We start from the raw sequence: 19,506 nt of genomic DNA, 5'->3' as shown, positions 1-19,506 counted from the left end.
AATTAAACTCTTCTCTTCTTAGGAGGACGACATCCATTGTGTGGAAGCGGTGTAATATCTTTGATTGAGGTAACTTCGATACCAGAGATTTGCAATGTTCTAATTGCAGACTCACGACCTGAACCTGGACCTTTAACAAATACTTCTACTTTACGCAGACCTAAATCAAAAGCTACTTTACCACAATCAGATGCAGCTTGTCCGGCAGCGTATGGAGTGTTCTTTTTAGAACCCTTGAAGCCCATTTTACCAGCTGAAGACCATGAAATAGTTTGACCGTTATTATTTGTCAGGGTAACAATGATATTATTAAAAGTCGCATTGATATGTGCTTGACCAACTGGTTCAATAACAACAATACGCTTTTTGGTTACTTTTTTACTCTTAGCCATAATTATTATTCGTTACTAATTTTATTTAGTAGCTTTTTTCTTGTTAGCAACTGTTTTTCTCTTGCCTTTACGAGTACGAGAATTGTTCTTAGTACGTTGTCCACGTACCGGTAAACCTTTTCTGTGACGTAATCCGCGGTAACAACCAATATCCATTAAACGTTTAATGTTTAACTGAACTTCAGAACGTAAAGCACCTTCTACTTTAATTCCGTCATTAATGATTGTACGTATCGCTGATAACTCTTCATCAGACCAGTCCTGTACTTTTTTGCTAAAATCGATACCTGCCTCAGTTAATATACGCTGAGCAGTTGATCTGCCTACACCGAAGATGTAAGTTAGTCCAATTTCGCCTCTTTTGTTTCTTGGTAAATCTATACCTGATATCCTTGCCATATTTGTACTAAATGTTTGATTAATTGACGACAGATTGAGTAACCTGTACATTCAATCTAATCATACCTCAATAATTTTTTCTTAACCTTGACGCTGCTTGTACTTAGGATTTTTCTTGTTGATTACGTAAAGTTTACCTTTACGACGAATAATCTTGCAATCAGCGCTGCGTTTTTTAATTGATGACCTAACTTTCATTTTATTTATATCTATAAGTAATCCTGCCCTTTGATAAATCGTAAGGCGACATCTCTAATTTTACTTTGTCCCCAGGTAATATCTTAATGTAGTGCATCCTCATTTTACCTGAGATATGAGCGATAATCTCATGACCATTCTCCAGCTCAACGCGGAACATGGCATTTGATAATGCTTCTCTTATTACACCGTCTTGTTCAATCGAGGCTTGTTTAGCCATATAATATTGATTTTTACTTGATTAGCTGCTATTAAACAGGGTTGCAAAATTAAATAAAAATATTTAATTATTTACCTTTTTTCTTTTAAAACTTCTTCAATAAATGAAAAGGTCGATAAAACGTCTGCTTTGCCCTTTTTAACAGCAATTGTGTGCTCAAAATGTGCCGACGGTGAATTATCACGACTTGTAACAGTCCATCCATCAGACCAAAACTTTACATTAGCAGTACCGGCATTAATCATTGGCTCTATGGCAATTACCATTCCTTCCTCCAATTTCATCCCTGTGCCCCGTTTACCATAGTTTGGTACTTCGGGCTTCTCATGTAATTTAACGCCAACACCGTGACCAACAAGCTCTCTCACCACACCAAAACCGTTCTCCTCTGCTAAAGACTGAACTGCAAATCCTACATCACCGATACGGGATCCGACAACAGCTTTATCAATGGCACGTTTTAAACATTCCTGAGTGATATCAACCAGCTTCTGGCGTTCAGGGCTAATCTCTCCGATAGAGAAAGTATAAGCTGAGTCACCAAAGAAGTTGTTTTTAATAACACCACAATCGACAGAAATTAAATCACCTTCCTGTATCACATAATCACCTGGAAATCCATGAACAACCTGTTCATTTGGAGAAATACAAAGTGAATATGGAAATCCGTTATAGTTTAGAAATGCAGGGATTGCTCCGTTATCTTGTATATAAGTCTCCGCGAGTTTATTTAACTGCATCGTTGTAACTCCTGGTGCAATGATTTTTGCGACTTCTGCAAGCGTCTTAGACACCAATAAAGAGCTTTCCCTGATTAGCTCTACTTCTTCGGGAGACTTATAATAAACCTTAGACATTCAATATTAAATTACAGCGTTGCTGCTGCTTGTATTTGCAGCGGCTACACCTGTACGACCTGTTACTCTTCCTGTTTTCATTAATCCATCATAATGACGCATTAATAAATAACTTTCAATCTGTTGCAAAGTATCCAACACAACACCTACTAAAATCAGTAGTGATGTACCACCATAAAAATGCGCGAATTCGGATTTGATACCGAATTTTACAGCAATCGATGGAAGGATAGCGATAATAGCTAAGAATACTGAACCTGGAAAGGTGATCTTAGAAATTACATCATCAATATAAGATGATGTTGCCAGGCCTGGTTTGATACCAGGAATGAAACCGCCATTTTTCTTCATATCATCAGACATCTGTACCGGATTAACAGTAATCGCAGTATAGAAGAATGTGAAAGCAATGATTAAAAATGCAAATGTTAAGCTATAAGCCAGTGAAGTAGGATCACTAAACTGGATTAACCAGGTATTCTGCAATTTAGGAAAGAACTGAGTTACTGTGGTTGGGATAAACATCAGTGCCTGAGCAAAGATGATCGGCATTACACCAGCAGCATTCACTTTCAATGGAATATATTGTCTTACGCCACCGAATTGTCTGTTACCAACAATACGTTTTGCATATTGAACAGGAACCTTACGGACCCCCTGAACAATAAGAATAGTAAACATTACCACAGCAAACAATGCCACGATCTCCAGAACAAGCGCGATTAAGCCACCGTCTCCAACAAATCTGGAACTGATCTCCTGTTGTAAAGCTATCGGAAGACGTGCAATAATACCAACCATGATGATTAGTGAAATACCATTTCCTATACCTTTATCAGTGATTTTTTCCCCTAACCACATCACAAACAAAGTACCGGCAGATAAAACAAATGTTGCAAGCACAAAGAATAAAGTGTGGTCAATCAGAATTGCTTCTGGCGGGACCTGAGTCTTTACATAACCAACAGCCTGAACAGCTGTAATAGCTACAGTTAAGTAACGGGTAATCTGATTTAGTTTATTTCTGCCACTCTCTCCTTCTTTTTGCATTTTCTGGAAAGAAGGAACAGCGATACCTAATAACTGAACTACAATTGATGCAGAAATGTAAGGCATTACCCCAAGAGCAAGAACAGATACACGGGAGAATGAACCTCCGGCAAACATATCAAGCAGACCAAGGATACCAGATTTCTGATTATCGCCTAAAGCCGTTGCATCCACACCTGGTAAAACCACGTGAGAAACGAACCTGTAGACCAAAAGAATTACGAGCGTAAATACGATACGCTCTTTTAATTCTTGAATTTTCCAAATATTACTTAAAGTAGTAAAGAGCTTCTTCATTAATTATAATTAATTACAATTTTTCTATTGAGCCTCCAACAGCTTCAATAGCTTTCTGTGCAGTTGCAGAAAAAGCATGTGCTTTAACTTCGATTTTAGATTTTACTTCACCACGACCTAAGATCTTGATAAGATCGTTTTTGTGCGCTAAACCATGATCCTGCAAAGTAGCGAAATCAATAGTAGTTAAGCTGAATCTTTCTGCTAAACCTTGTAACACGTCTAAGTTAACGCCTACATATTCAACACGGTTAATTGGTTTGAAACCAACCTTAGGTACACGACGTTGTAATGGCATTTGACCACCTTCAAAACCGATTTTAGTTTTGTGACCAGAACGTGATCCAGCACCTTTATGACCACGAGTGGAAGTACCACCACGACCAGAACCAGTACCACGACCTATTCTTTTACTGTTTTTAGTAGAACCTGATGCAGGTTTTAAATTACTTAAGTTCATTTTGAAACTTATTGTGCTGCCCTTCGCTTTCACTAATCAGGGCAACGGTTAAACATATACAAAGGTTGCAAATTAGCAAAATTAAACTAATTTACAACCTCTGCGAATTATATACTTTCGATAGCTACTAAGTGATTCACTTTTCTTACCATCCCAATGATAGCAGCGTTAGCCTCAACTTCAACAGACTGGTTCATTTTTTTTAAACCTAATGCCTGCATAGTTCTTTTTTGACGCTCGCTTCTGTCAATGATACTTTTTACCTGGGTTATTCTGATCTTAGCCATGTTCTTATCCGTTAAAAACTTTGTTTAAATCAACACCACGTTGCTGAGCGATGGTATAAGCATCACGCATTTTTGTTAAAGCATCTACTGTTGCTTTTACCACGTTGTGAGGATTTGATGAACCTTTTGATTTTGCTAATACGTTGTGTACACCAGCACTCTCTAAAACAGCACGCATTGCACCACCCGCGATAACACCTGTACCTACTGCAGCTGGCTTGATTAATACAAAACCACCTGAGAATTTACCGATTTGTTCGTGAGGAACAGTACCGTTTAACAAAGGAACTTTTACTAAGTTCTTTTTAGCATCATCGATACCTTTAGCAATTGCTTCAGTTACCTCTTTTGCTTTACCTAAACCATAACCTACGATTCCGTTTTCATCTCCAACAACTACGATAGCTGAGAAACTGAAAGTACGTCCACCTTTGGTTACTTTGGCAACACGTTGTATACTAACTAAACGGTCTTTTAATTCGACCTCGCTAGTCTTAACTCTTTTTATATTGATAGTTGACATTCTTATCTATTTTCAGATTAAAATACTAAACCAGCTTCACGGGCACCTTCTGCCAACGATTTTACGCGACCATGGTATAAATAGCCATTTCTATCGAAAACAACTTCTTTAATGCCAGCTGCGATTGCTTTTTCAGCTACTAATTTACCTACAGCTACAGATTGCTCTGATTTGTTACCATTACTAGAAAAATCTTTAGATAATGATGATGCTGATACGATTGTGCTTCCAGTTACGTCGTTAATGATTTGAGCATAAATTCCTTTATTGCTTCTATAAACTGATAAACGTGGACGGCTTTCAGAACCGGTAAGTCTTTTTCTGATTCCTTTTTTTATACGATCTCTACGAGATAATTTTTTCCCTGCCATGATGATTATTTTTTAGAAGCTGATTTACCTGCTTTTCTTCTTAACACTTCGCCTACAAACTTGATACCTTTACCTTTATATGGCTCTGGCGCACGTAACGAGCGTATTTTCGCTGCTACCTGACCGATCAGTTGTTTGTCGATACTTTCTAAAATGATTTTAGGAGTCTGACCTTTTTCTGAAGTCGTGGTAACTTTAATCTCTTCCGGTAATTGGAATACATAATGGTGAGAGAAACCTAAAACAAGATCAAGTGTATTACCTGTGTTAGTTGCGCGGTAACCCACACCAACTAATTCCTGAGAGATTTTGTAACCTTCTGTTACACCAATAACCATATTGTTTAACAATGAACGGTATAAACCATGCAATGCTTTGTGTCTTTTTTGTTCAGTCGGGCGAGTTACAGTAACTACACCGTCTTCCTGAGAAACAGTGATGTCTGCATCAACTGCTTGTTGTAATTCACCTTTTGGGCCTTTTACAGTTACTAAATTATCTTTATCAACTGTAATTGTTACTCCAGCAGGTACATTAATTGGGGCTTTTCCTATTCTTGACATTTTGTTATCCTCCTTTAATTAATAAACGTGACACAAAACTTCGCCACCAATGTTTAGTCTGGCCGCTTCTTTATCTGTCATTACTCCTTTAGAAGTAGACAAGATAGCGATACCTAAACCGTTCAATACTCTTGGCATATTATCAACGCCTGCATACTGCCTTAAACCTGGCTTGCTGATACGCATCAATGTGCGGATAGCAGGTATTTTAGTTATTGGATTGTATTTCAAGGCGATTTTAATCGTTCCCTGAACTGTTGTTTCCTCAAACTTGTAGTTGGCAATGTAACCTTTGTCAAAAAGTACTTTAGTAATTTCCTTTTTAAGATTTGATGCAGGAATTTCTACAATTCTGTGATTTGCCTTAATGGCATTTCTTACTCTTGTAAGATAATCTGCTATTGGATCTGTATTCATCTTTGTTGATTTGTGATAGTGGTTTCCTTTCCGAACTATTCGGAGCGACCTTCCATCGGTTAATTTTTCTATTTAAACGTATAACGTTAGAAGTTAAACGCATGATGCGTAAAACTCTCTAACGTAAAACGATTTTACCAGCTTGCTTTGGTAACTCCAGGAATTTTTCCTGCTAATGCCATATCGCGGAATGTAACCCTTGATATACCGAAAGTACGCATGTAACCACGTGGACGGCCAGTTAATTTACAACGGTTGTGTAAACGTACTGGTGATGAGTTTTTTGGTAACTTATCTAATCCTTCGAAATCACCTGCAGCTTTTAATTCTGCACGTTTGTCAGCATACTTAGCTACCAATCTCTGGCGCTTAATTTCGCGAGCTTTTACACCTTCTTTTGCCATTATTGATCTGTATTAAGGGTTTGGTTTTTAAATGGTAATCCAAATTGCTTTAAAAGTTCCAATGCTTCAACATCAGTTGTTGCTGAAGTTACAAAGGTAATATCCATACCTAAAATCTTAGAGATTTTGTCGATGTTGATCTCAGGGAAGATGATTTGTTCAGTAATACCTAATGTGTAATTACCTTTTCCATCAAATCCTTTATCGTTGATACCTTTGAAATCACGGATACGTGGTAAAGCTACGGAAATTAAACGATCTAAAAACTCAAACATGTTATTGTCACGTAAAGTTACACGTACACCTACTGGCATACCCTTACGCAATTTAAAGTTTGAGATATCTTTTTTAGATTTCGCTCCAACTGCCTGCTGACCTGTGATTGTGGTCATTTCTAAAATAGAACTGTCCATAATTTTTTTGTCAGTTACAGAGAAACGACCAACACCCTGGTTGACAGCTATCTTCTCTAACTTAGGAACCTGCATTACGCTTTTGTAATTGAACTTCTCTTTCAGAGCAGAAACAATTTCCTCTTTGTATTTAGTCTTTAATCTTGGTATGTAAGTCATTATTTGATCTCCTCTCCTGATTTTTTAGATACCCTAACTAATTTCCCAGCAGCGTTAAGCTTTCTGCCAACACGCGTAGTTTTTCCAGATTTAGGATCAATTAACGCAACGTTAGAAATATGAAGAGCAGCCTCTTTTTTAATGATACCTCCGTTAGGATTAGCAGCATTTGGTTTTGTATGTTTAGACACAAGGTTAACACCTTCTATCAGTATCCTGCTTTTAGTAATTAATACTGAAAGCACTTTACCTTCCTGGCCTCTTGAATCACCAGCGATAACCTTTACTAAATCTCCTTTACGGATTTTAATTTTTGGTTGAACAGTTACTTTATTTTTCATTTTATAATACCTCCGGTGCTAATGATACAATCTTCATGAATTGTTTCTCACGCAGTTCTCTCGCTACCGGGCCAAAAATACGTGTTCCACGCGGCTCATCTTGTGCATTTAATAAGACTGCTGCATTATCGTCGAAACGGATGTAAGAACCATCTTTACGTCTGATCTCTTTCTTTGTTCTTACAACAACTGCTTTAGAAACGGTTCCTTTTTTAATGTTACCTGAAGGCAATGCACTTTTAACGGTAACAACGATTTTGTCACCAATAGAAGCGTATCTCTTTCCGGTTCCACCAAGTACACGGATAACCAATACTTGTTTTGCGCCGCTATTGTCGGCTACGTTTAATCTTGATTCCTGTTGTACCATGTTATTTAGCCCTCTCTAAAATTTCCACTAATCTCCAGTTCTTGTTTTTACTCAGCGGACGAGTCTCCATGATAAGTACTGTATCACCAATACCACAATCGTTTTTCTCGTCATGAGCCATAAATTTGGTAGTTTTCTTAACAAACTTACCATAGATCGGGTGTTTCACTTTACGTTCTACCGCTACAACAACAGATTTATCCATTTTGTTGCTTACCACCAACCCGGTTCTTGTTTTTCTTAATTGTCTTTCCATTTCGACTCTAAAGTTATTTAGTTTCACTAGCTGACTCAGCATTACGCTTAGTCATTTCAGTATTTAATCGGGCGATGTCTTTTCTTACCTTAGTGATACGGGTAGGATTCTCTATAGCCGAAATTGTATGTGCAAATTTTAACTTAACTAAGTTTTCTTTTTCTTCTGCAATCCTGACTACTAGTTCTTCTTTTGAAAGCCCTGTGATTTCTGAGTTCTTCATTTTATTAATTTTTATGTTCTGGGTCTAGCGGTTATAAAAACAAGTTACTTACAACATTGACCCCAAAACTCTTTTTATGCTTCTACGTAATCTCTACGTACTACAAACTTGGTTTGGATAGGTAATTTTTGAGCAGCTAATCTCATTGCTTCTTTAGCAACTTCTAACGATACACCTTCAGCTTCAAAAATGATGCGTCCTGGTCTAACAACAGCTACCCAGTACTCTGGAGCACCTTTACCTTTACCCATACGTACTTCAGCTGGTTTCTTAGTAACCGGTTTGTCCGGGAAAATTCTAATCCACACTTGGCCTTCACGTTTCATGAAACGAGTTACCGCAATACGGGCTGCCTCTATCTGACGACTTGTAATCCAGGTCGCCTCTAAAGATTTAATCCCGAAAGACCCGAATGATAATTCAGCTCCACGTGTAGCTAAACCCTTCATTCTGCCCTTTTGCATCTTTCTGAACTTCGTTCTTTTTGGCTGTAACATTTTATCTTAATATTATCGTAAAACGATCTGTTAACTAATTATTTACGAGGACCTCTGTTAGGAGTATTTCCGCCTCTATTATCTCTACCTGGACCGCCTTGACCTGGACCACCCTGACCCGGACCTCTTCCACGACCACCTTTGTTGTCGTTTCTTCTGTCACCACCGCCACGGTTATCTCTGTCTCTGCCACCTGCACCAAAAGCACCTTCAGGTCTGCCACCTTTACCAGGAGCGTTACTTACTGCACCAATGTTTGGAGAAAGATCACGTTTACCATAAACTTCGCCTTTACAGATCCATACTTTAACACCAATCTTACCATAGGTAGTTAATGCTTCAGCTAATGCATAGTCAATATCAGCACGGAAAGTATGCAAAGGAATTCTTCCCTCTTTATACTGCTCATTACGAGCCATCTCTGCTCCGCCCAAACGACCTGAAGTCATTATTTTGATACCTTCAGCACCCATACGCATTGTTGATGCGATAGTTGACTTCATGGCTCTACGGAAAGAGATTCTTGCCTCTAATTGTTTTGCTACACCTTCTGCTACCAGTTGTGCATCAAGCTCAGGACGTTTGATCTCAAAAATGTTAATTTGAATTTCCTTTTTAGTCAGTTTCTTTAACTCTTCTTTGATCTTATCAACCTCAGCTCCTGCTTTACCGATCACGATACCTGGACGGGCAGTGTGGATAGTTACAGTGATACGTTTTAACGTACGTTCGATAACTACTTTAGCTACTCCTCCTTTTGCGATACGCACAGAAAGATATTTTCTTATTTTTTCGTCCTCAACTAATTTGTCAGCATAGTTGTTGCCACCGAACCAGTTAGAATCCCAACCTCTGATGATTCCTAACCTGTTTCCTATTGGATGTGCTTTTTGTCCCATTTCTACTAATTAGTTTGAGTTTCAACGTTTTTACTATCTACTATCAAAGTTACATGGTTAGAACGCTTACGTATTCTGTAACCACGACCTTGAGGTGCTGGTCTCAGTCTTTTCAACTGACGGCCGCCACCAACCATTATCGTTTTCACGTATAATTGGTTTTCTTCAGGGCGAGAACCTTCATTTTTAGTTTCCCAGTTTTTGATTGCTGATAACAAAAGTTTTTCAACTCTTATTGCCGCTTCTTTATTGGTAAATTTTAAAATATGTAATGCTTTCTCAACACGCTCACCTCTGATAAGATCTACAACCAAACGCATCTTACGTGGTGAGGTTGGACAATTGTTTAATTTCGCTACTGCTTCCATCTCTTAATTATTTTTTCTTTTCAGAGTGACCCCTAAATGTTCTGGTTGGAGCAAACTCTCCCAGCTTGTGACCAACCATGTTTTCTGTTACGTATACCGGTATAAATTTATTACCGTTATGAACTGCAAATGTATGACCCACAAAATCTGGTGAGATCATTGATCTGCGTGACCAAGTTTTAATGACAGACTTTTTGCCTGAATCATTCATAGATACTACTTTCTTCTCTACGTTATGGTCAATATAAGGTCCTTTTTTAATCGAACGAGCCATTATTTCTTCCTTTTCTCTATGATGAAACGATTTGAGTATTTTTTAAGTTGACGGGTCTTGAAGCCTTTAGAATACATACCATTCCTTGATCTTGGCTGACCACCTGATGAACGACCTTCACCACCACCCATTGGGTGATCGACAGGATTCATCGCAACCGGACGTGTTCTAGGACGACGTCCTAACCAACGTTTACGACCTGCTTTACCTAATACTTCATTGGCGTGATCTGAATTTGAAACAGATCCGATAGTTGCTAAACAAGTAGTCAAGATTAATCTTGTCTCACCTGATGGCATTTTCAATGTAGCATATTTACCATCACGCGCAGCTAATTGTGCATAAGCACCGGCACTACGAGCCAATTGAGCACCACGACCCGGATGAATCTCCACATTGTGTACAATTGATCCCAGAGGGATATTTGATAATTTTAAAGCGTTTCCAACTTCTGGAGTCGCTGTATCACCTGATAATACTTTTTGCCCAACTTGTAAGCCTTCTGGTGAAATAATGTAACGCTTCTCACCATCAGCATAATGTAATAATGCGATACGTGCAGTACGGTTTGGATCGTATTCAACAGTAGCAACTGTTGCAGGAATATCAAACTTATCACGTTTAAAATCAATTAAACGGTAAGATTTTTTGTGACCACCACCCATGTAGCGCATAGTCATCTTTCCTGTATTGTTACGTCCTCCCGATTTCTTAGAAGAAACAACCAATGATTTTTCGGGCTTGGTTGCTGTAATCTCCGAAAAACTGGCCCCAACTCTAAAGCGGGTACCCGGAGTGACTGGTTTAAATTTTCTTAAGCCCATAGTTATAAAATATTCAATTCTTATTAAATGTTCGCGTAATAATCAATTGTTTCACCTGCTGCCAGAGTAACAATCGCTTTTTTGTATTTCGGGCTACGACCCGTAACTAAACCACCTTTTGTATTTCTTGATTTTAACTTTCCGTTTACAATCATAGTATTGATTGCAAGGATGTTAACACCATACATTTTTTCGATAGCTTGTTTAATTTGCAATTTGTTTGCTTTGTGTTCAACCTGGAAAGTAAAGCGGCTTGACTTTTCTGTAAGTGCAGAAGCTTTTTCGGTTAGTATTGGTTTTTTTAAAAATTCCATATTACTTGGCAAATGCCTCCTCCAATGTTTTAACAGTGTTTGCAGTTAATAAAAGTTTACCACAGTTTAATACATCATATGTATTGATCTGATCTACAGTAATTACTTTTACTTTCTGGATGTTTCTGCTTGATAAATAAATATTGTTATCCTGAACAGGTAAAACCAACAAAGTTTTCTCACCAGTTAAGCTTAACGCATTAACTAAAGCGATGTAATTTTTAGTTTTGATTGAATCAAAAGTAAAATCTTCTAAAACAAGGATGTTTGAATCCTGAGCTTTGTATGACAACGCAGATTTACGTGCCAGTGATTTTAATTTTTTGTTCAGTTTAAAACTGTAATCACGTGGTTGAGGACCGAATACACGACCACCACCATTAAACAATGGAGATTTGATACTACCCGCACGAGCACCACCAGTTCCTTTTTGTTTATACAATTTACGTGTTGAACCAGCGATTTCATTACGTTGTTTAGACTTGTGAGTACCCTGACGTTGATTAGCCAAATACTGTTTAACATCTAAATAAATTGCATGATCGCTAGGTGTTACACCAAATACCGACTCAGGAAGTTGCACCTTGGCACCTGTCTCTTTTCCTGAAATGTTTACTACATTTAATTCCATCTGCTTACTTGTCTAAGATTACGTAAGAACCTTTAGCTCCTGGAATGGAACCACTAACTACAACAAGATTTTGATCTGCATAAACTTTCAAAACCTGTAAGTTCTGAACCTTCACTCTATCTCCACCCATTCTACCTGCCATACGCATACCTTTAAATACACGTGCTGGATACGAAGCCGCACCCAATGAACCTGGCGCACGCATTCTGTTATGCTGACCGTGAGTTTGTCCACCCACACCCGCAAATCCATGGCGTTTCACAACACCTTGAAAACCTTTACCTTTTGAAGTACCAACTACATCAACAAAATCGCCTTCAGCAAAAATGTTAACCGTAACAGTATCGCCTAAATTCAACGATTCCTCAAACGGTTCAAATTCTACCAACTTACGTTTTGGAGTTGTGCTTGCTTTCGCAAAATGGCCTTTTAAAGGCTTGGTGGTGTTCTTTTCTTTAGCTTCATCGAAGCCTAACTGAACTGAAACGTAACCGTCTTTCTCTGCGGTCTTAACCTGTGTTACAACACAAGGCCCAGCTTCGATCACCGTACATGGAATGTTTTTTCCATCGGCGTCGAAAATGCTGGTCATTCCTACTTTTTTTCCAATAATACCTGACATTTTCTTTTTTAAATTTAACACCCATCGAAGCAGTAGGGCTTCGTTCAAGGTGGATACACATCCCTATTAAGGGAGGGCAAAAATAAGAAATAAATCTTAATGATCAAATAGTTAGCGAATTTATTTTGTAAATAAATGCTATTATTTCCGGAGAGATCGGATAAAACGCAGTTAAGCCATTATTTATCCTACCAGCTTGTTACTCAAACTGATCAGAATTACACACAATACAAACACGCCGATCAGCACATATAAATAATCCCGCTCAATCAGGAAGCCGAAAATCGAAAAAACTACTCGTGTAACAGGGGTAAAAATCAGGAGCAAAGTTCCGAATTGTATAATGGCTCTTCCGTCTAAAGCGCTTAAGCCCTGAAAGATAGCCAGAATTGAAGAATATTTTGTTTTAGAAGGATTAAAAACGCTGTAATCAATGATTTCACGGCTATACCCACTCAGATAAATCACTCCTCCGATAAAAACAACCAGCATCGACGCGATCACCCCTACCCGAAGCAATGTGCCCAGAATGACTTGTATATCCTTATCCGCGAAATAATGTTTACCCGTTTGCTTCATTACAGTTTTCCAGCTAATCCGTTATAAATCATTTGTAGTGCCAGGAAAGTCACTACAACGGCAAATATAACTTTAAGTTTGTCAGTATTTGTCTTGACTAATAATTTAGAGCCCACTGTAGCTCCCGTCAACACGCCTAATGTAACCGGCATCGCTATTCCCGGATCAATTTGTCCGCGATGTAAATAGACAATTGCACTCGCAGCAGCAGTTACGCCCATCATGAAATTACTGGTTGTTGTAGACACTTTAAATGGCAAACGCATAATGTTATCCATGGCCACAACTTTTAAAGCTCCTGAGCCAATCCCAAGTAACCCGGAAATAATTCCTGCTACAAACATCATAATAAAGCCGCCTACCACGTTATGTACACCGTACTTAACCGTTCCACCGGCCGTAGGATAACTTCCGTTTAACTTAAAGAAATTAGCTAATACACCTGTTGTCCGGTCATCCGAATGATCTACCTTTTTACGCACCATCATTGCCGCAGAAAAAAGCAGGATACAACCGAAGATCACTGCAATATAACCCGGGTTGATGTAAACCGTAATTATTGCCCCTATGACTGCACTGATTGTCGTTGCAATTTCCAGGAACATCCCAATCCGGATATTCGTAATCCCTTCCCTGACATAAGCAGCTGCCGAACCGGAAGAAGTAGCAATAACCGAAACGATAGAAGCTCCGATTGCATAATGAATATCAACTCCTAAAACCAGTGTTAGTAAGGGAATTATGATCACTCCACCACCTAAACCCGTTAAAGAACCAACCAGTCCTGCTAAAAAAGCACCAGCCAAAACAATAATTGTAAATAGTAATACCGACATTGAGACAAATATACTATCTACAATCAAAACACAATAAAATTAAAATCTCATTGTTAAATTATAAATAATCTATTCCAAATGAACAAATTCCTATTCCCGCTCCTTACCCTTGTGATGATTAACCTATCATTTATGCAAAGCAATGCACAGGTAAAACTACCTGTTGATAGTGCAAAAGCAGACCCAAGCCTAAGAGGTCAGTATGAATTGATGCTTGCAAAATCAAAAACGGTCAGCACTTATAAATTGATCAACCCCTACAGACTCTCTTCTTTTTATAAAAGTGTAACCGATTCTATCCGGAAAGAACGCAATACTTATAAAACCGCAAATGCAAAGGTAGCAGAACAGGCTAAAACAATCACTGAACTGAATAACCAGATTAAAGGAAATGAGAACTCTCTGGCCTCTTCAAATTCAAAAGTGAATGAGATCAACTTTTTGGGTATCTCTTTCGCTAAAGGAACTTATAATACGATCGTATGGACCCTGATTATCGCTCTTGCATTAGGCTTTGCCTTTGTAACCATCAGATCTGCTAAGAACACGCATGAAGCAAAGTATAGAACAGGTTTGTATGAAGAGATTTCACAAGAATATCAGGCTTATAAAGTGAAGGCCAATGAGAAAGAAAAGAAATTAGCCAGAGAATTACAGGATGAACGTAACAAACTGGATGAATACAGAGGCCGCGGTCTTTAATCCCTGCCCCTTTTTTAACATAAAATGCCGCTGAAAAACCAGCGGCATTTTTATTAAACTAAAATTTATAAGACTTAAAATCTTGCAATTATATCCATTGCAGCCGTATACTGATCCTTTTTAACTCCATTATCATAAGGTGTTATCCCATCTTTATAAGCATGTTCGTATCTGATTTCAGGACGGATCATAATCAAACTATTAAAGTGGTGTACAAAGCCTATGGTATGGTCTGAATATTGAGTCGCATACCCTGTTCTGTTTCCTTGTGGATCACTCAAATAACCATTACGGACAGAAAGGTAATCCTTGGCAGAAAATTTAATCTGGAAATAATTGACTGCACCAACAGCTTTTGAAGTTCCAGGTATCAGATTTCCTGCACCTACTCCTGTATAAAAATCTTGCGGAGGGCCATCTATTACAGTACCACCAACCAGCGCATCTTTCTGCCACAAATAATAAACTTCAGTCATCATGTGCACCGTTCCGCTGAAACGATGTCCCCAGGTAGCAACCAGCATTTGCAGATTATCATGGTTATTTTTATACTTCCCTGATCCCAGTGAGTTAATCCCTCCAAACAGAGAGTTATTATTATCAGCAGACACCCAGCGCGCCATCAGCAACCCGTTCAAACTCGCAGAGTTACTCCAGGGAGCCATGTCATTACCAGTATGTGCACCTGCCATTAGCTGCCAGTGCGCCCCTAATTTAAAAGTAGCTTGTACTCCTGTGAAAGTATAGGGATCGACAGTGAACATCAATGAATGTGAGTATAAATAATTATCAGGGGCCCATTGTGCTTCAATATCCGCAGGAGAAATAAAACGACCGATCTTTAAAACCAGACCATCTGCAACTTTAGGAAAGTAAAGTAATCCGTAAATCTCAGCAGGGTCATAGCCATATTTATTATTATGTTTCAGCAACTGATCACTGAAATAGCCTTTCCCCGTTGTATACCGATAATCAGTTCCGAATATATTGGTCAATAAAAATCCGTAATCAAAATGTTTTGTTTGTACCGTATTAGGTTGTCTTTCTATTTTGATAATGGCCTGATCCAACCCGACCCCATTAGGTACAATATCATAAGATTCAGGTGCATTTGAATGTTTCGATGAACTTATATTTCCGCCGAAATCAAGCCAGCCATATATTTTGAAACGTCCCTTCAGACCCAGTAACTTTTGTAAAGGATAATTTGGTGCTTCAGAGTTTACGCCAATTAAAGGAGCGCCATCCCACTCCGAAGTTGGAAAAGGAGGTGAATCAATAGGTGAAGGCAGTGAACGGGCCACTGTATCTTTGTTTACTTTTAAGGTATCTTGTTGTGCGTATCCATTGAACGCAAGAGCTGTCATTGAGATGATTGCCAATAGTAGTTTTTTCATTATAACCTGGTGTGTTTATTTTAATATTTACCACCTATTCCAAGCAAATGCCACAAATTCAAACTAACAAATAAACACTTAATTATCAACGGATTAATACATAAAATATTAGAATCTAATCTTATTAACCATAAAAAGTCTTCCAAAATGGAAAGGTTATTTTTCATAATAAAGCTATCAAAAAATATATTGGACTCCTCTTTATTTAATTTATAGCCTGACCAATCAACCCAATTACAATAAGTACCCAAAAAATACTACCAATGACAACTAGTACCATTTGTCTCGTTCTGAATCCTTCGTCTTCATAAGAAAGAATTTCAGGAGACTGTTGAATAGCATAATTCAAAGCCTTCACTGCTGGTAATAAAAAGACGCAAGTTAGTATACAGATTAAAAAAAATGGGGGAGGGAATATGGAACAAAAACTCGTACCAAGAATCAAAATAAAACTGACCAATGGGTAAGAATTCCCTTGGTATGCCTTCTGCCTTGCAAACTGCCTGATTCTGTTTAACAGTGGTAACAAAAAAAAGAAATTAAAAACTACTCTTATTGCAGGACTAGCATCTGACCGCTCACGCTGAATAAAAAATACCCAGGTCTTGTAAATCCACCAAACAGGATAAAGGCCAAAAGTTAAAATACTTAATAATAAAAATTTCGATTCTTTAATCAAATATTGAGGTTCGATAGCAGCATCATAAATAGCTGATTTATCAATATAAGCAGATTCATCCTGAGTTGTCATTTGATTGAGTGTTTAGGCTAAACTAAACATTAAACACTGATAAACAACATAAATCCTTTAAACAGTAAAAGGCCTCCGGAATTTCCGAAGGCCTTTTACTTTGTAAGCTAAAAAAGCATTAAACTTTGATTTCTACTTCAACACCGCTAGGTAATTCAAGTTTCATCAATGCATCAACAGTTTTAGAGTTAGAGCTATAAATATCTAACAAACGTTTGTATGCACATAATTGAAACTGCTCACGTGCTTTTTTGTTCACGTGTGGTGAACGTAAAACAGTGAAGATTTTCTTTTCTGTTGGTAATGGAATTGGTCCACTAACAACCGCACCCGTAGGTTTTACAGTCTTAACGATTTTCTCAGCAGATTTATCTACTAAATTGTAATCGTAAGATTTTAATTTAATTCTGATTCTTTGGCTCATCTTATTTTTATTTAAAGCCGCCTGTTAGAGCTATTAATAACAGGCAGCTGATTTATTTTTTATTAATCAGCAGATTTGATTCTGCCTTTTGATTTAGCAATTACTTCTTCCATCACGTTTCTTGGAGCTGGTTCGTAGTGATCGAACTCCATAGTAGACGTTGCACGGCCTGAAGTGATTGTACGTAACTGAGTTACATAACCAAACATTTCAGAAAGTGGTACAGTTGCTTTAATTACCTGAGAACCATTACGTGTATCCATACCTAATAACTGACCACGACGACGGTTCATGTCACCGATAACATCACCCATGTTTTCTTCAGGGGTTAAGATTTCGATTTTCATGATTGGCTCCATCAATACAGGGCTACATTTTGGTAATGCTTCACGGTATGCCATTTTAGCAGCAAGTTCGAAAGATAAAGCATCTGAATCGACTGCGTGGAATGAACCATCAATTAAACGAACTTTCATATCCGGAAGTGGGTATCCAGCTAAAACTCCGTTAGACATTGAAGCAGCAAATCCTTTCTCAACTGAAGGAATAAATTCACGAGGAATAGAACCACCAGTAATTTCGTTTACAAATTGTAAACCACCTTTTTCAAAGTCAGCATCGATTGGCGAAATAACGATTTGAATGTCCGCGAATTTACCACGGCCACCAGATTGTTTTTTATACGTTTCACGGTGTTGAACAGTACCAGTGATTGCTTCTTTGTAAGAAACCTGTGGCGCTCCCTGGTTAACCTCTACTTTAAACTCACGTTTTAAGCGGTCAATCAGGATATCTAAGTGAAGCTCACCCATACCAGAGATAATAGTCTGACCAGAATCCTCATCAGTTTGTACTCTGAATGTAGGATCTTCTTCAGCTAATTTAGAAAGTCCGATACCTAATTTATCAACATCAGCCTGAGTTTTAGGCTCAATAGCTAATCCGATAACCGGCTCAGGGAAGTTCATTGACTCCAGAATGATTGGGTTTTTCTCATCACAAAGTGTATCACCTGTTTTGATATCTTTAAAGCCTACAACCGCAGCAATATCACCAGCTCCAACATTTGGAATAGGATTTTGCTTGTTTGCATGCATCTGGAAGATACGGGAGATACGCTCTTTGTTTTCAGAACGTGCGTTATAAACGTAAGAACCAGCCTCTAAGTTACCCGAGTAAACACGGATAAAACATAAACGACCTACGAAAGGATCTGTTGCAATTTTAAATGCTAAAGCTGCAAAAGGTTCTGCCTCACTTGGTTTACGTAAAACTTCTTCACCTGTATTTGGGTTAGTTCCAATTACACCTTCCTGATCCATTGGTGAAGGCAATAATTCCATCACATAATCAAGCATGGTTTGAACACCTTTGTTTTTGAAAGATGAACCACAAACCATAGGTACAATTTTAGCATCCAATACTGCCTGGCGTAATGCATCTAAAACTTCACGTTCAGTGATAGTTTCAGGAGCTTCGAAGAATTTCTCCATCAAAGTCTCATCATACTCAGCAACAGATTCTAATAATTTTTCTCTCCATTCAGCAACTTCATCCAGCATATCTTCTGGAATTGGCACTTCAGTAAAGGTCATCCCTTTATCATGCTCATTCCAAACGATACCACGGTTGTTAATTAAATCAACAACACCTTTAAAGCCTTCTTCAGCACCGATAGGTAATTGTAAAGGAACTGCATTACTGCCTAACATGCTTTTAACCTGTCCAACAACTTTCAGGAAATCGGCACCATTACGGTCCATCTTGTTGACGAAGCCGATACGGGCAACGTTGTAGTTGTTAGCTAAACGCCAGTTAGTTTCAGATTGAGGCTCAACACCATCAACCGCAGAAAATAAGAATACCAATCCATCCAATACACGAAGTGAACGGTTTACCTCAACGGTAAAATCCACGTGACCCGGTGTATCAATGATGTTAATATGGTAATCTTGTCCTCTATATTTCCAGCCAACAGTAGTAGCAGCAGAAGTAATAGTGATACCACGTTCCTGTTCCTGTGCCATCCAGTCCATTGTTGCAGCACCTTCGTGCACTTCACCAATTTTGTGACTAACACCAGCATAATAAAGGATACGCTCTGTAGTAGTGGTTTTACCAGCATCAATGTGCGCAGCAATACCAATGTTTCTTGTGAATTTTAAATCTCTTGACATCTTATGTTTTC

General features: G+C 38.3%; 33 protein-coding genes. 1 reads left to right on the top strand and 32 read right to left on the bottom strand.

What is annotated here, in order from left to right:
- Positions 1-2 precede the first annotated feature (2 nt).
- The 28 genes from rpsK to AB3G38_RS19520 form a co-directional block, all read right to left on the bottom strand.
- Positions 3-392, bottom strand: a complete 390-nt coding sequence (gene rpsK, locus AB3G38_RS19655) for a 30S ribosomal protein S11 (protein ID WP_041878538.1) — start codon at positions 390-392, stop codon at positions 3-5.
- A 21-nt stretch (positions 393-413) separates the two neighbouring features.
- Positions 414-791 (bottom strand): 30S ribosomal protein S13, encoded by a 378-nt coding sequence (gene rpsM / locus AB3G38_RS19650; protein ID WP_068403475.1) that lies wholly within the window; start codon positions 789-791, stop codon positions 414-416.
- 81 nt (positions 792-872) lie between these two features.
- Complete coding sequence (gene rpmJ, locus AB3G38_RS19645) at positions 873-989, bottom strand: 50S ribosomal protein L36 (RefSeq protein ID WP_010599887.1); 117 nt, start codon at positions 987-989, stop codon at positions 873-875.
- 1 nt (position 990) lies between these two features.
- Positions 991-1,209 (bottom strand): translation initiation factor IF-1, encoded by a 219-nt coding sequence (gene infA, locus AB3G38_RS19640; RefSeq protein ID WP_008244555.1) that lies wholly within the window; start codon positions 1,207-1,209, stop codon positions 991-993.
- Between the two features lie 71 nt (positions 1,210-1,280).
- Complete coding sequence (map, locus tag AB3G38_RS19635; RefSeq protein WP_111633994.1) at positions 1,281-2,066, bottom strand: type I methionyl aminopeptidase; 786 nt, start codon at positions 2,064-2,066, stop codon at positions 1,281-1,283.
- Between the two features lie 6 nt (positions 2,067-2,072).
- Positions 2,073-3,413, bottom strand: a complete 1,341-nt coding sequence (secY, locus tag AB3G38_RS19630) for a preprotein translocase subunit SecY (RefSeq protein WP_068403479.1) — start codon at positions 3,411-3,413, stop codon at positions 2,073-2,075.
- Positions 3,414-3,426: 13 nt separating this feature from the next.
- Positions 3,427-3,873, bottom strand: coding sequence for a 50S ribosomal protein L15 (gene rplO / locus AB3G38_RS19625; RefSeq protein ID WP_068407681.1), 447 nt, complete (start codon positions 3,871-3,873; stop codon positions 3,427-3,429).
- A 107-nt stretch (positions 3,874-3,980) separates the two neighbouring features.
- On the bottom strand, positions 3,981-4,160 hold the full coding sequence (gene rpmD, locus AB3G38_RS19620) for a 50S ribosomal protein L30 (RefSeq protein WP_090555281.1): 180 nt from the start codon (positions 4,158-4,160) through the stop codon (positions 3,981-3,983).
- A gap of 4 nt (positions 4,161-4,164) precedes the next feature.
- Positions 4,165-4,683: a 30S ribosomal protein S5 gene (rpsE, locus tag AB3G38_RS19615; protein ID WP_068403483.1), complete on the bottom strand. Its 519-nt coding sequence runs from the start codon at positions 4,681-4,683 to the stop codon at positions 4,165-4,167.
- Positions 4,684-4,700: 17 nt separating this feature from the next.
- Positions 4,701-5,054 carry a 50S ribosomal protein L18 gene (gene rplR, locus AB3G38_RS19610; protein WP_068403486.1) on the bottom strand — a complete coding sequence of 118 codons (354 nt, stop codon included), beginning with the start codon at positions 5,052-5,054 and terminating at the stop codon, positions 4,701-4,703.
- 5 nt (positions 5,055-5,059) lie between these two features.
- Complete coding sequence (gene rplF, locus AB3G38_RS19605) at positions 5,060-5,617, bottom strand: 50S ribosomal protein L6 (protein ID WP_183865929.1); 558 nt, start codon at positions 5,615-5,617, stop codon at positions 5,060-5,062.
- 18 nt (positions 5,618-5,635) lie between these two features.
- On the bottom strand, positions 5,636-6,034 hold the full coding sequence (gene rpsH / locus AB3G38_RS19600; RefSeq protein WP_041878531.1) for a 30S ribosomal protein S8: 399 nt from the start codon (positions 6,032-6,034) through the stop codon (positions 5,636-5,638).
- Between the two features lie 134 nt (positions 6,035-6,168).
- Entirely contained in the window at positions 6,169-6,438 is a 270-nt protein-coding gene (gene rpsN, locus AB3G38_RS19595) for a 30S ribosomal protein S14 (RefSeq protein ID WP_041878530.1), read from the bottom strand.
- The gene (gene rplE / locus AB3G38_RS19590; protein WP_367865457.1) at positions 6,438-7,010 is read right to left on the bottom strand and encodes a 50S ribosomal protein L5; all 573 of its coding nucleotides are present in this window, start codon (positions 7,008-7,010) and stop codon (positions 6,438-6,440) included. Before rplE ends, rpsN begins: the two co-directional genes overlap by 1 nt.
- Complete coding sequence (rplX, locus tag AB3G38_RS19585; protein ID WP_183866286.1) at positions 7,010-7,321, bottom strand: 50S ribosomal protein L24; 312 nt, start codon at positions 7,319-7,321, stop codon at positions 7,010-7,012. The genes rplE and rplX overlap by 1 nt, the downstream gene beginning before the upstream one ends.
- Positions 7,322-7,352: 31 nt before the next feature.
- Positions 7,353-7,721 carry a 50S ribosomal protein L14 gene (gene rplN, locus AB3G38_RS19580; protein WP_041878524.1) on the bottom strand — a complete coding sequence of 123 codons (369 nt, stop codon included), beginning with the start codon at positions 7,719-7,721 and terminating at the stop codon, positions 7,353-7,355.
- Position 7,722: 1 nt separating this feature from the next.
- Positions 7,723-7,977, bottom strand: coding sequence for a 30S ribosomal protein S17 (gene rpsQ, locus AB3G38_RS19575; RefSeq protein WP_037442595.1), 255 nt, complete (start codon positions 7,975-7,977; stop codon positions 7,723-7,725).
- 13 nt (positions 7,978-7,990) lie between these two features.
- On the bottom strand, positions 7,991-8,200 hold the full coding sequence (gene rpmC, locus AB3G38_RS19570; RefSeq protein WP_068403496.1) for a 50S ribosomal protein L29: 210 nt from the start codon (positions 8,198-8,200) through the stop codon (positions 7,991-7,993).
- A gap of 74 nt (positions 8,201-8,274) precedes the next feature.
- The gene (rplP, locus tag AB3G38_RS19565) at positions 8,275-8,697 is read right to left on the bottom strand and encodes a 50S ribosomal protein L16 (protein ID WP_068403497.1); all 423 of its coding nucleotides are present in this window, start codon (positions 8,695-8,697) and stop codon (positions 8,275-8,277) included.
- Positions 8,698-8,735: 38 nt separating this feature from the next.
- Positions 8,736-9,596 (bottom strand): 30S ribosomal protein S3, encoded by an 861-nt coding sequence (rpsC, locus tag AB3G38_RS19560; protein ID WP_041878513.1) that lies wholly within the window; start codon positions 9,594-9,596, stop codon positions 8,736-8,738.
- A 5-nt stretch (positions 9,597-9,601) separates the two neighbouring features.
- Positions 9,602-9,964 (bottom strand): 50S ribosomal protein L22, encoded by a 363-nt coding sequence (gene rplV, locus AB3G38_RS19555; RefSeq protein WP_037442604.1) that lies wholly within the window; start codon positions 9,962-9,964, stop codon positions 9,602-9,604.
- Positions 9,965-9,971: 7 nt separating this feature from the next.
- On the bottom strand, positions 9,972-10,238 hold the full coding sequence (rpsS, locus tag AB3G38_RS19550) for a 30S ribosomal protein S19 (RefSeq protein WP_008244581.1): 267 nt from the start codon (positions 10,236-10,238) through the stop codon (positions 9,972-9,974).
- The gene (gene rplB, locus AB3G38_RS19545; protein WP_068403499.1) at positions 10,238-11,062 is read right to left on the bottom strand and encodes a 50S ribosomal protein L2; all 825 of its coding nucleotides are present in this window, start codon (positions 11,060-11,062) and stop codon (positions 10,238-10,240) included. The genes rpsS and rplB overlap by 1 nt, the downstream gene beginning before the upstream one ends.
- Positions 11,063-11,085: 23 nt before the next feature.
- Positions 11,086-11,376 carry a 50S ribosomal protein L23 gene (rplW, locus tag AB3G38_RS19540; protein ID WP_068403500.1) on the bottom strand — a complete coding sequence of 97 codons (291 nt, stop codon included), beginning with the start codon at positions 11,374-11,376 and terminating at the stop codon, positions 11,086-11,088.
- A gap of 1 nt (position 11,377) precedes the next feature.
- Entirely contained in the window at positions 11,378-12,007 is a 630-nt protein-coding gene (rplD, locus tag AB3G38_RS19535; protein WP_068403503.1) for a 50S ribosomal protein L4, read from the bottom strand.
- Between the two features lie 4 nt (positions 12,008-12,011).
- Positions 12,012-12,629, bottom strand: a complete 618-nt coding sequence (gene rplC / locus AB3G38_RS19530) for a 50S ribosomal protein L3 (protein ID WP_111633989.1) — start codon at positions 12,627-12,629, stop codon at positions 12,012-12,014.
- Between the two features lie 183 nt (positions 12,630-12,812).
- Positions 12,813-13,208 carry a DUF1634 domain-containing protein gene (locus AB3G38_RS19525; RefSeq protein WP_367865456.1) on the bottom strand — a complete coding sequence of 132 codons (396 nt, stop codon included), beginning with the start codon at positions 13,206-13,208 and terminating at the stop codon, positions 12,813-12,815.
- A complete protein-coding gene (locus AB3G38_RS19520) occupies positions 13,208-14,044 on the bottom strand; it encodes a sulfite exporter TauE/SafE family protein (RefSeq protein ID WP_367865455.1) in 837 nt (278 codons plus the stop codon). Before AB3G38_RS19520 ends, AB3G38_RS19525 begins: the two co-directional genes overlap by 1 nt.
- A 78-nt stretch (positions 14,045-14,122) precedes the next feature.
- On the opposite strand from AB3G38_RS19520, the gene AB3G38_RS19515 reads away from it, so the two are divergent.
- Positions 14,123-14,746, top strand: coding sequence for a hypothetical protein (locus tag AB3G38_RS19515; protein WP_367865454.1), 624 nt, complete (start codon positions 14,123-14,125; stop codon positions 14,744-14,746).
- A gap of 74 nt (positions 14,747-14,820) precedes the next feature.
- Here the strand turns inward: AB3G38_RS19515 and AB3G38_RS19510 are convergent, their stop codons facing one another.
- The 4 genes from AB3G38_RS19510 to fusA form a co-directional block, all read right to left on the bottom strand.
- Positions 14,821-16,143: an outer membrane beta-barrel protein gene (locus AB3G38_RS19510; RefSeq protein WP_367865453.1), complete on the bottom strand. Its 1,323-nt coding sequence runs from the start codon at positions 16,141-16,143 to the stop codon at positions 14,821-14,823.
- Between the two features lie 205 nt (positions 16,144-16,348).
- Positions 16,349-16,894: a hypothetical protein gene (locus AB3G38_RS19505; protein ID WP_367865452.1), complete on the bottom strand. Its 546-nt coding sequence runs from the start codon at positions 16,892-16,894 to the stop codon at positions 16,349-16,351.
- A gap of 118 nt (positions 16,895-17,012) precedes the next feature.
- A complete protein-coding gene (gene rpsJ, locus AB3G38_RS19500) occupies positions 17,013-17,318 on the bottom strand; it encodes a 30S ribosomal protein S10 (protein WP_008244591.1) in 306 nt (101 codons plus the stop codon).
- A gap of 62 nt (positions 17,319-17,380) precedes the next feature.
- Entirely contained in the window at positions 17,381-19,495 is a 2,115-nt protein-coding gene (gene fusA, locus AB3G38_RS19495) for an elongation factor G (protein ID WP_367865451.1), read from the bottom strand.
- Positions 19,496-19,506 lie beyond the last annotated feature (11 nt).

Origin of the sequence: Pedobacter sp. WC2423 (assembly GCF_040822065.1) — a bacterium.
Lineage (GTDB): Bacteria > Bacteroidota > Bacteroidia > Sphingobacteriales > Sphingobacteriaceae > Pedobacter.
The sequence above is the reverse complement of the archived record's forward strand: the minus strand, read 5'-3'. Positions and strand labels throughout refer to the sequence as shown.

What these genes read in the sequence shown, in the direction of transcription:
- rpsK (WP_041878538.1), bottom strand. Translation starts at nt 392, where the DNA reads ATGGCTAAGAGTAAAAAAGTAACCAAAAAGCGTATTGTTGTTATTGAA.
- AB3G38_RS19520 (WP_367865455.1), bottom strand. Translation starts at nt 14,044, where the DNA reads ATGTCGGTATTACTATTTACAATTATTGTTTTGGCTGGTGCTTTTTTA.
- rpsH (WP_041878531.1), bottom strand. Translation starts at nt 6,034, where the DNA reads ATGAATACAGATCCAATAGCAGATTATCTTACAAGAGTAAGAAATGCC.
- rpsE (WP_068403483.1), bottom strand. Translation starts at nt 4,683, where the DNA reads ATGTCAACTATCAATATAAAAAGAGTTAAGACTAGCGAGGTCGAATTA.
- AB3G38_RS19505 (WP_367865452.1), bottom strand. Translation starts at nt 16,894, where the DNA reads ATGACAACTCAGGATGAATCTGCTTATATTGATAAATCAGCTATTTAT.
- rpsS (WP_008244581.1), bottom strand. Translation starts at nt 10,238, where the DNA reads ATGGCTCGTTCGATTAAAAAAGGACCTTATATTGACCATAACGTAGAG.
- rplD (WP_068403503.1), bottom strand. Translation starts at nt 12,007, where the DNA reads ATGGAATTAAATGTAGTAAACATTTCAGGAAAAGAGACAGGTGCCAAG.
- rpsM (WP_068403475.1), bottom strand. Translation starts at nt 791, where the DNA reads ATGGCAAGGATATCAGGTATAGATTTACCAAGAAACAAAAGAGGCGAA.
- map (WP_111633994.1), bottom strand. Translation starts at nt 2,066, where the DNA reads ATGTCTAAGGTTTATTATAAGTCTCCCGAAGAAGTAGAGCTAATCAGG.
- rpsN (WP_041878530.1), bottom strand. Translation starts at nt 6,438, where the DNA reads ATGGCAAAAGAAGGTGTAAAAGCTCGCGAAATTAAGCGCCAGAGATTG.
- rplV (WP_037442604.1), bottom strand. Translation starts at nt 9,964, where the DNA reads ATGGAAGCAGTAGCGAAATTAAACAATTGTCCAACCTCACCACGTAAG.
- rplC (WP_111633989.1), bottom strand. Translation starts at nt 12,629, where the DNA reads ATGTCAGGTATTATTGGAAAAAAAGTAGGAATGACCAGCATTTTCGAC.
- AB3G38_RS19510 (WP_367865453.1), bottom strand. Translation starts at nt 16,143, where the DNA reads ATGAAAAAACTACTATTGGCAATCATCTCAATGACAGCTCTTGCGTTC.
- secY (WP_068403479.1), bottom strand. Translation starts at nt 3,413, where the DNA reads ATGAAGAAGCTCTTTACTACTTTAAGTAATATTTGGAAAATTCAAGAA.
- rplE (WP_367865457.1), bottom strand. Translation starts at nt 7,010, where the DNA reads ATGACTTACATACCAAGATTAAAGACTAAATACAAAGAGGAAATTGTT.
- rpsJ (WP_008244591.1), bottom strand. Translation starts at nt 17,318, where the DNA reads ATGAGCCAAAGAATCAGAATTAAATTAAAATCTTACGATTACAATTTA.
- rpsQ (WP_037442595.1), bottom strand. Translation starts at nt 7,977, where the DNA reads ATGGAAAGACAATTAAGAAAAACAAGAACCGGGTTGGTGGTAAGCAAC.
- rplP (WP_068403497.1), bottom strand. Translation starts at nt 8,697, where the DNA reads ATGTTACAGCCAAAAAGAACGAAGTTCAGAAAGATGCAAAAGGGCAGA.
- rplO (WP_068407681.1), bottom strand. Translation starts at nt 3,873, where the DNA reads ATGAACTTAAGTAATTTAAAACCTGCATCAGGTTCTACTAAAAACAGT.
- rplW (WP_068403500.1), bottom strand. Translation starts at nt 11,376, where the DNA reads ATGGAATTTTTAAAAAAACCAATACTAACCGAAAAAGCTTCTGCACTT.
- infA (WP_008244555.1), bottom strand. Translation starts at nt 1,209, where the DNA reads ATGGCTAAACAAGCCTCGATTGAACAAGACGGTGTAATAAGAGAAGCA.
- rplF (WP_183865929.1), bottom strand. Translation starts at nt 5,617, where the DNA reads ATGTCAAGAATAGGAAAAGCCCCAATTAATGTACCTGCTGGAGTAACA.
- rpmD (WP_090555281.1), bottom strand. Translation starts at nt 4,160, where the DNA reads ATGGCTAAGATCAGAATAACCCAGGTAAAAAGTATCATTGACAGAAGC.
- rpmC (WP_068403496.1), bottom strand. Translation starts at nt 8,200, where the DNA reads ATGAAGAACTCAGAAATCACAGGGCTTTCAAAAGAAGAACTAGTAGTC.
- AB3G38_RS19525 (WP_367865456.1), bottom strand. Translation starts at nt 13,208, where the DNA reads ATGAAGCAAACGGGTAAACATTATTTCGCGGATAAGGATATACAAGTC.
- rplR (WP_068403486.1), bottom strand. Translation starts at nt 5,054, where the DNA reads ATGGCAGGGAAAAAATTATCTCGTAGAGATCGTATAAAAAAAGGAATC.
- rplN (WP_041878524.1), bottom strand. Translation starts at nt 7,721, where the DNA reads ATGGTACAACAGGAATCAAGATTAAACGTAGCCGACAATAGCGGCGCA.
- rplB (WP_068403499.1), bottom strand. Translation starts at nt 11,062, where the DNA reads ATGGGCTTAAGAAAATTTAAACCAGTCACTCCGGGTACCCGCTTTAGA.
- AB3G38_RS19515 (WP_367865454.1), top strand. Translation starts at nt 14,123, where the DNA reads ATGAACAAATTCCTATTCCCGCTCCTTACCCTTGTGATGATTAACCTA.
- rpmJ (WP_010599887.1), bottom strand. Translation starts at nt 989, where the DNA reads ATGAAAGTTAGGTCATCAATTAAAAAACGCAGCGCTGATTGCAAGATT.
- fusA (WP_367865451.1), bottom strand. Translation starts at nt 19,495, where the DNA reads ATGTCAAGAGATTTAAAATTCACAAGAAACATTGGTATTGCTGCGCAC.
- rpsC (WP_041878513.1), bottom strand. Translation starts at nt 9,596, where the DNA reads ATGGGACAAAAAGCACATCCAATAGGAAACAGGTTAGGAATCATCAGA.